This is a genomic window from Pseudoalteromonas sp. SG43-1 (assembly GCF_014164415.1).
Taxonomy (GTDB): domain Bacteria; phylum Pseudomonadota; class Gammaproteobacteria; order Enterobacterales; family Alteromonadaceae; genus Pseudoalteromonas; species Pseudoalteromonas distincta.
This window is the reverse complement of sequence record NZ_JACJFD010000011.1, coordinates 101,055-109,378: the sequence shown is the minus strand read 5'-3', so window position 1 is coordinate 109,378 and position 8,324 is coordinate 101,055. Positions and strand designations below refer to the sequence as shown.

The window sequence follows — 8,324 nt, the reverse complement described above, 5'->3', positions numbered from 1 at the left end:
TGTAACCTAGTGGGCTCGATAACTGCTCCTGCGTTATTCTACTGGCTTACATCCATGTAAGAATAAGTAAAAACCGAGCAAAGCTTCCGCGTCCTGCTCACGCCCCTTACCTACATCCATGTAGGCAACAAAGAGTCAATCGTCCCTAGAAAGAACCCAAAGGGCAGCGCATGTTTGGCATCTATGCTGCGTTATCACCTATTAATGGGGAATAACCACACAACATAGGCTCTGCCTAGCCTAAATACCAAGCACACTGCTGTAAATTCAACCACCAAAGAACAACACGCCCTAGAGATACTTCTTTATAATAAAAAAGCCAAGTAAATATTTACTTGGCTTGTTTAGTAAGGGACTGTCTAAATAGTTAAGTCTAAATAGTTAAAATGCTGATTGAAGTGTCGCATCTAGTGATATTTCGGTATTTAAGAGTTTTGAAATAGGGCAGCTCTTTTTGGTTTGCTCACATAAAGCTTGAAACTGCTCGTTTTGAATATCATCAATACGCGCTTTTACCTCAAGGGCAATATGCGTCACCGAAAAACCATCATCTACTTCATCAAGGCTTACAGTGGCTTTAGTATCAATTTTATCTGCGGTAAAGCCTGCATCACCTAATGCAAGTGAAAGCGCCATACTAAAACATGCACTGTGCGCTGCACCTACTAATTCTTCAGGGTTTGAGCCCGCCTCATCTTCAAAGCGGGTATTAAAACCATAAGGTTGTTTATTAAGCGCGCCACTTTGAGTTGATATGCTACCTTTGCCTGTTTTAATGTCGCCAGACCATGTTGAACTTGCCGTTTTTTTAATCGTCATCATCTTCTCCTTGCTAGAGTGTAAGCTTTTCAGGTTATCTAAGCGTTATTTACAAAATAAACTTATATAAAGCCTTAAAAGCACTAATTACTGATGATGTTGCAAAATAGGCGCCAGTTAATTGTTACCCCTGTTTATTTCGCTTACAGCGCTCTGAACAGTAAATAACGTTATCCCAGTCGCGCTGCCATTTTTTACGCCACGTAAAAGGTTTATTACAAATAGGGCATATTTTTTGAGGTAAGTTTAGTTTTTTGTGCGCCATGCTTAATTAGCCTTACTGTTATTTTTAGTATCCGTTTTACTTTTTGTTCGAGTAACTTTTTGAGTCCCCCCAACGTGCTTTTTAAGAATTTTCCCTATGGCACGTTTAACATCGGCTCGCTCACGGTATTGCCATAAGCGTTCGCGTGCTTCTTTTGAGGCCGCTGTTAAATCAAGCATGGGTTCAGGGTAATCCTCCCCTAACTTAAAGTCGTTAAAGAGTGCTTCCATTGGAGTTTGCTCCCAAGGCTGATGTAAATATTCAATAGGGAGTTTTTCAAGCTCGGGGCACCACTTTTTAATAAACGAACCTGTTGGGTCTTGATCTTCTGATTGCTTAATTGGGTTGTAGTGCCTAATGGTATTAATACCTGTGACCGAGGCCTGCATTTGAATTTGCGGATAATGAATCCCTGGCTCAAAATCTAAAAAGTAATTAGCGAGCGGAAAGCTTGCTTGCTGCCAACTTATATTTAAATGATGCGTTACAAAGCTTACAAGCATGGCGCGCATTCTAAAGTTTATATAACCGGTGGCTTTTAAGCAGCGCATGCAAGCGTCAATAATTGGAATACCTGTTTGACCTTGCGCCCAGCGTTCAATATCGTTTTTCACACGTTCATCATCACGATACGGAAATACGTGATAACCCGGATTAAGAGCTAAAAACTCCATAGAGCACTCGCTTTCAAACTTTTGCATAAAGTGGCAGTGCCAATGCAAGCGCGATACAAACGCTGCTAGTGGGCGTTTCCAACCTCTTTTGTCAGGGTGTTTTGAATGATATTCATCAATGGTCATTTGATACACTTGCCTAAGGCTAATGTTCCCCCATGCTAGATAGGGCGAAAGCCGAGAGCAGTGGGTTTGGCTTAAACTTGGGCTCGATATTCCCTTTTGATAACCTTTACCGCGCTCGGCAAAAAAACTCTGCATTACAGTTCGCGCATGCAGTGGGCCACCTTGTTGAAAGCTGTCGTGATCTTGAGTGTAAGCGCTTGGCAGCTCAGGCGCTTGATAGTTATTAAGGGTAATTGTTTTTATACTCTTCCAATTAGGAACAGCAATAGGTGCTTGCATTGTTTGCTGCCAGCGTTCGTTCCAATTATTACGATTTTTTTTGCCGCGAATTACCGCGCCTGTTTGCGACTCTTGCCAATTAATGTGGTTATGCTGGCACCATGCTTTTATTGCCTTATCGCGCTCAAAGGTGTTGTTTAAGCCTATTTCTTGATGGCTAAAAATATTAACTATTTCAAACTGCGTCTTTATCGACTCAAGTAAATCGTTCATATTTAAATTAAATATATAAACACAGGCGTTAAAACGCGCTAGCTGATTATTTAACTCAACTATCGATTGATACACAAAGCGCCAGTGCCGCTCATTGTAGTGTGCATCTTCGAGCAGTAATGGCTCAAAGTTATAAAATAACAGGGTCGGTAAGCCATTACTAAATGCATTTTTTAATGGTTGATGATCGCTAAGACGTAAATCACGTTTAAACCACACGATGTTTATTTTTTCTTTCATACTGGCAATATTAAAACCGTGGCATTATAAATAATAGGACAAAACCAATACGTATTAAATGTAAAAGAAGACTAGTGTAAAAACGATTTTGATATAGGCAACTCATGTTAAGGTGATACTAAAATGAGTCGCCAATAAAAGAAGTATTATAAATAGGGAGAATTACCGTGATAGTTAAGCAATTTTGGCACTTGCAGTCATGTGAGAGTACACCTATTAAAGCTTCACCAATTGCAACTACTTCCATTATCTTTTCCTAAAACTTGCGAGGGTATCGCTTTGTATGACGATACCCTCAGTTAGGGTAAAATTAAAAACGCTTACCGATAGTAAAGCTAAAGACACGAGATATGACAACGCGCGCATTAAATATAATTGATTGATCTGCTACCGTTTCACCTGAGTGAAACTTCCCTCTGATAAGTTTCCTGAGTTATTTAGGTTTTTAACATCGACACGAAGATTTAAGGGTACTCGCCGAGATATCATGGTATGTAGGTAGGGCATCAAAGGCTCCAAACGTTGCTACTGTTTTGGCTCCGCATTTAGTAGCAAAGTCGATAGCCTTTGAAACGTTAGTAAAGTTATTTGCCCAGTCAGTAAATTCTGTTTTATTACTCACTAGCGAAGATATTTGATATAAAAAACCACCTACAAACGCATCGCCTGCAGCTGTGGTATCCACAACATATGCCTTAGGGCAAGGATAAGTACCACTAAATGAGCTAGATGAAAAAGTAATAGGCTCGCCACCATCGGTCATTAAAACTAAAGCTACGCCACTATCTACCCAACTTCTAATAGTGGTATCAATATGCTCTATTCCATAAAGCGAGATCAGCTCATCTTTACTCGCTTTAATAACATCAACTGTTTTAGCAACATCCTCAATAACAGATTTAGCTGTGAGTGGTTCATCCCAGAAGGCTGAACGAAAGTTAATGTCAAAGCATGTAACCGAGCCTGATTCTTTAAAGTGTTTTAGCGCATGTAAGGTTGTATTTAATACTAAAGGTTTTGCAAAAGAGCCTGAACAAAAACTCACAATTTTAGGTGTTGAAAATAAAGAGGGCTCTAAATCGGTTATTTGTAAATCGTAATGTGCAGCATATTTATCGTAAAATTCAAATGTACGTTCACCGTTTTCATCCAACGATACGAACGCTAGTGCCGTCTTCCCTTTTTTTGAAAAGCCAACATAAGATGTGTTTACATTATACATTTTGAGTGCATTTATTAAAAAGCGACCAAATTTATCATTGCCTACTTTACCAAGCAAATAACTTGAACCACCAAGCTTTGCTACGGCTACAGCAACATTAGCGGGTGCGCCTCCGGCAAACTGTGTGAAGTCTAGTTCGCTATTTGATGCCTTATTGTGCATGCAGTCATGTGAGAGTATATCTATTAAAGCTTCACCAATTGCAACTACTTCCATTATATTTTCCTAAAAATTGCGAGGGTATCGCTTTGCATGACGATACCCTAGATTAGAGTAAAATTAAAAACGCTTACCAATAGTAAGGCTAAAGGTACGAGGTAAGACAACGCGCGCATTAAATGTAGTTGCTTGACCTGCTACCGTTTCACCTGCGCGAGGATCCCCCTCTGATAAGCCTTCTGAGTTATTTAGGTTTTTAACATCGGCACGAAGGTAATAACCGTCTTCGTTTTCAAGGGATAAACCAAGGTTTAACATGCCATACATAGGCAGTTCTGCTGTGTTGGCGTCGTCGGCATAACGTTTACCGCTCCAAGAGTAGCTACCATGAATAGCTGCCATACCCCACGAAAAATCTTCAAACTGATAGCTACTAGTTAATTGGCCAAAGTGCTTAGGCACACGTACAGGTAAGTTGCCGTTTATATCAATAGAGGCAGAGCTTCCATTAGCATCCAAGTATTGCGCCGCTGGTGTGTTTACAAATTCGGGTGATTGGTACGTTGCAGATACACCAATGCGCCAGTCTTGGGTGATTTGCAGGTTAAATTCGGCTTCTACACCTAAGGTTTCTGTGTTTCTAAAGGCTTGACGTTGCACTACTTGACCATTTTCAACAGTAGGTACATTAAAGAATAAATCATCCGCAGCGGCGAAGTAACCGGTTACAAATGCTGCGACATCACCTTCGTTATATTTAATGCCCACCTCGGCCATTACCGTTGAAGCTGGTTGTGTTTCGCGTCTCTCAGAGTTATTAAATTGATTAATTTCCTCTTGACTAGTTAGGTTGGTAATCGCCATGTATTTATCTACATCAGGCATACGAAAACCATCTGCATATCGAGTGAATACCGCTAAGTCGTCGTTAAATTTGTAGTTAGCTGCAATTGTCCATGCCATTTCGTTGTATTCAACATCAAAGTTTCGGTAAGTCCCATCACCAAAGGGCAGGGTAATATTCCCATTGACGGTATCAGTATCGCTGGCAAAACTGTCAATTGTGTAATTAGCTTGGTTTTGCGCTTCCCCATCTGCTTTGAGGGTTTCGTACCTTAGGCCCAGATTAAACGACACATCTTCAAGCTCGTATTCAAAGTCAGCAAAGGGCGCAAGGGTATTTTCACTATAAACAATATCGGCAAAACCATGTGATCCAGCCTGAATACCTTTGTAAGTACCGCTGGCAATGTCAAGACCTTGTGCATCTGTAAATACAACATCTAAGCGCTGCGGCAGGGGCTCTACTGATTGCAGTGTATTAATTCGATAGTCGGTAACATGGCCATTAATATTAGAGAAGAATAAGCCAAAATTAGCATAAAGAGTCCCTTCGCCTACATCATCAAAGGTGTAGTTGAATCTGGTTTCGTTTTGAAAGTTATCGCCTTCAAAACGTCTATGCCAAAAGCCTGCGTTTATTCCGTATCCATTGGTGTTGTAGGTATTTACGTTGCTTGAATCAGCCAATACAAAGCCGTTTCCTGCATCGCGTATATCGTAACTTAGGTTACCATCAACCATGGCACCTGCAAGGACATCAGTATTTGCAGCATATATAGCTTGTGCTTTACTAGCTAACGATTCGGCGTTACCTACGTTAATGATGCCGGTAAAGGTTGTTAGCATATCGGTATAACGCATTTGATTTGAAAAGACTAAGTTTTCGTTGATTTCAATTTCGGTTGTATTGCCAAAGTAGGTCACATTAGCGTAGTTACCATCTGCAATATCCAAATCAATGTCGCCGCTTGGGGTGTTATTAAGAGTTAATAAACGCGCACCTGCTGAGTTACCGGTGGTGCCATCTCTGATATCCATCCCGCCTGGGATTGTTTTAGCATTGGTGGTTGAGCCTATTAATGGCTGAGGAATAAAAAAGAATGATCTATCGTTTTGTTTATTAAACTCAAAGCGGGTAAAACCGCTGCCATCTTTAAAAAAGTGCTTAATATTACCATTAAGCTCACCACCTTGGTTAGCTGTATACCCCGGATCGCGTGCGGAGTCATCCTTGCGATACCAAGCGCCAACAGCATAGGTTGTCTGATCGTCTATTGATCCGCTAACCCAACCTTGTCCACCTAGGCGGTTGTTGCTGTTGGTTTCAAAAAACACATCACCTTGGGTATCATCGGAGCCTTCACGAGAAATAAAATTAATAAACCCAGCTGGCGCGCTACCAACAAAAATTGACGAGGCACCACCACGAATAGCTTCAACGCTGCCAACAAAATTAGACAAACGGGTAAAGCGATCATTTTGAGTAAATAAAATATCTTGATTATAAAACACGGTCATACCATCACGAAGTAGTGCTGTAAACTCTGTTTGCGTTGATAACGGAAAGCCTCGTGGGGCTACGTTGTTACCGGTTTCTCCACCGGTGTCTTCGGCATGAAAACCAGGAATACTTCGCACTAATTCAGCAACACTGTGCGGAGCCAATTGCTCTAACTTTGCTTCGTTAAAGGTAGTTATTGCATTAGTTGATTCGATTTTCTCTTTTGGCCGAGATGTTCCCGTTACAATGATGCGCTCAAACCCTAAATCACTTTTTGCTACTTGTTGCTCTTGTGACAAGACGCTAGGGGATATGGATAGACCTACAGCGACTGCAATTAGAGTCATTTTTGCTGATACTTTCATTTTTCTGTTCTCTCTTTGTTGTGTGTGTATACAAATTTGCGGTTTTATTAATCAAACATGTCAGTGTTATCAAATTTGTAAATAGAATGTAGAGAACTTAAAATAATAAATCAACTATTATTACTTATTATTTTTTGTACAGCTTTTTGATTGTTTAAGTGAATTTTTTACCTCTGATAAAAAATAAATAAGCAGCCAACGTTACCGATGGCTGCTTTTTAACTTTAAAGTATATTAGTGGTGTGAAAGGCTTGCGTGATCTTGAGAAAAGTTGATAAGTAACGGAAGGTTAGCGCAGCCTACTGATTGAGCCTTGGCGCCAATAGAGCCACTTTGTACTTCACAGCGATTAATACCGCGATGATCAGCCTGGCTCAATTTTAACTTTGTTGCCAAAACTATTTTTTCTCTGACATTGATAGGAATGGCGCCATCAATGACAATTGCCTCAAAATCAAAAATAGCTAAAGAACACAATGCCGCGTAGGCGAGGCCATCTGCAACTTGGTCTATCCACTTATCGAGTACGGGGCCTAAGTCTCCCCAATACTCTTTTGAACTCCATAGTATGTCAGTATTGTAGCCATCACCTTTGAGCATTTTTTCGAGAATATACAGTGATGATTGCATAATAAGTTGTTGGGAGGTTAGTTGTCCTTCACTATTAAGCATAGGCCTAGGTAATGAACCTATAGCGCCGGCATTACCTTTTTTACCAGTAAATAAGGTTTCGTTTATAACAACTCCACCACCAATAAAAGTACCAATAAAAATATATAAAAAATCGCTAAAACGAGCAGGATTACCAAAGCTTAATTCAGCTGAACAAGCAGCGGTATCATCATTACATACATACACGGGAAGATGTACAATTTGATTTATTTTTTCTTTAAAATCAAAAGACTTCCATTCATTCAATACTGTTTTTGGAGCGCCGGCTTCTTCTGTCCAGTTCCAAATTTCGTAAGGGGTTGCAACACCCACACCTAAGATACGCTTGGCTAATTCGTCACTTAAGCTCATTTTAAGTACGCTGATCCCTTTCTCTAAAAAGGTTAGCAAGCTCTGTACTGTGGGGTAAGCGCAGTTTTCGTGCAAAGTTGCGCGTATATTTCCTACTAAGTCAATCAAGGTTAAATCAAAACTGCGACGACCTACTTTTAAGCCAATTCCAAATGCACCATCTGGATTTAACGCAAATGGGATGGTTGGTTGGCCAACCTTACCACGCTGAGGGTCTTTCCGTATTAATAACGATTCGGCTTCTAAACTATTGATAATTACTGTGACGGCCTGTGCTGAAAGCCCTGTTTTTTGTGCAATTTCAGCTTTTGGAGCACTACCGTGTTGGCGAATTAATGACATAATTCGGCGTTCATTATGAGCACGCAGGCCAGATTGGCTTCGGCCTTCTTGTAAAGAGAGTCGAGGGTTTTTAGATTTGATAATTATTCCTACCTAGTTGTTATTATCTTGAATAACCTGATTAATTGTACACCGAGTGTGTGTAATTGGCGACTATATTAGCTTTATTGCCGGGTTCATTTCTTATTATTAAATTTACGACAGAGTATAAATAAGTCACAGGAGGTCAATAAATAACTATAGTTGATTTATT

The 8,324-nt window shown here is 40.2% G+C and carries 6 protein-coding genes; all 6 read right to left on the bottom strand.

Translation table 11 applies throughout. The features are described 5' to 3' along the window. Positions 1–381: 381 nt before the first annotated feature. Positions 382–819 carry an OsmC family protein gene (locus tag H5159_RS10095; protein WP_024593544.1) on the bottom strand — a complete coding sequence of 146 codons (438 nt, stop codon included), beginning with the start codon at positions 817–819 and terminating at the stop codon, positions 382–384. A 124-nt stretch (positions 820–943) separates the two neighbouring features. Further along, positions 944–1,084, bottom strand: coding sequence for a DUF2256 domain-containing protein (locus H5159_RS10090; RefSeq protein ID WP_002958154.1), 141 nt, complete (start codon positions 1,082–1,084; stop codon positions 944–946). A 2-nt stretch (positions 1,085–1,086) separates the two neighbouring features. Then, positions 1,087–2,616 carry a cryptochrome/deoxyribodipyrimidine photo-lyase family protein gene (locus H5159_RS10085; RefSeq protein ID WP_182780230.1) on the bottom strand — a complete coding sequence of 510 codons (1,530 nt, stop codon included), beginning with the start codon at positions 2,614–2,616 and terminating at the stop codon, positions 1,087–1,089. A gap of 445 nt (positions 2,617–3,061) precedes the next feature. Further along, complete coding sequence (locus tag H5159_RS10080; protein ID WP_182780229.1) at positions 3,062–4,054, bottom strand: carbohydrate kinase; 993 nt, start codon at positions 4,052–4,054, stop codon at positions 3,062–3,064. A gap of 63 nt (positions 4,055–4,117) precedes the next feature. Next, positions 4,118–6,706: a TonB-dependent receptor gene (locus H5159_RS10075; protein ID WP_182721450.1), complete on the bottom strand. Its 2,589-nt coding sequence runs from the start codon at positions 6,704–6,706 to the stop codon at positions 4,118–4,120. Positions 6,707–6,940: 234 nt separating this feature from the next. After that, complete coding sequence (locus H5159_RS10070; RefSeq protein ID WP_220486982.1) at positions 6,941–8,098, bottom strand: ROK family transcriptional regulator; 1,158 nt, start codon at positions 8,096–8,098, stop codon at positions 6,941–6,943. Positions 8,099–8,324 lie beyond the last annotated feature (226 nt).

Coding starts and splice junctions, on each gene's coding strand:
- H5159_RS10085 (WP_182780230.1), bottom strand. CDS start 2,616: ATGAAAGAAAAAATAAACATCGTGTGGTTTAAACGTGATTTACGTCTT.
- H5159_RS10090 (WP_002958154.1), bottom strand. CDS start 1,084: ATGGCGCACAAAAAACTAAACTTACCTCAAAAAATATGCCCTATTTGT.
- H5159_RS10095 (WP_024593544.1), bottom strand. CDS start 819: ATGACGATTAAAAAAACGGCAAGTTCAACATGGTCTGGCGACATTAAA.
- H5159_RS10080 (WP_182780229.1), bottom strand. CDS start 4,054: ATGGAAGTAGTTGCAATTGGTGAAGCTTTAATAGATATACTCTCACAT.
- H5159_RS10075 (WP_182721450.1), bottom strand. CDS start 6,706: ATGAAAGTATCAGCAAAAATGACTCTAATTGCAGTCGCTGTAGGTCTA.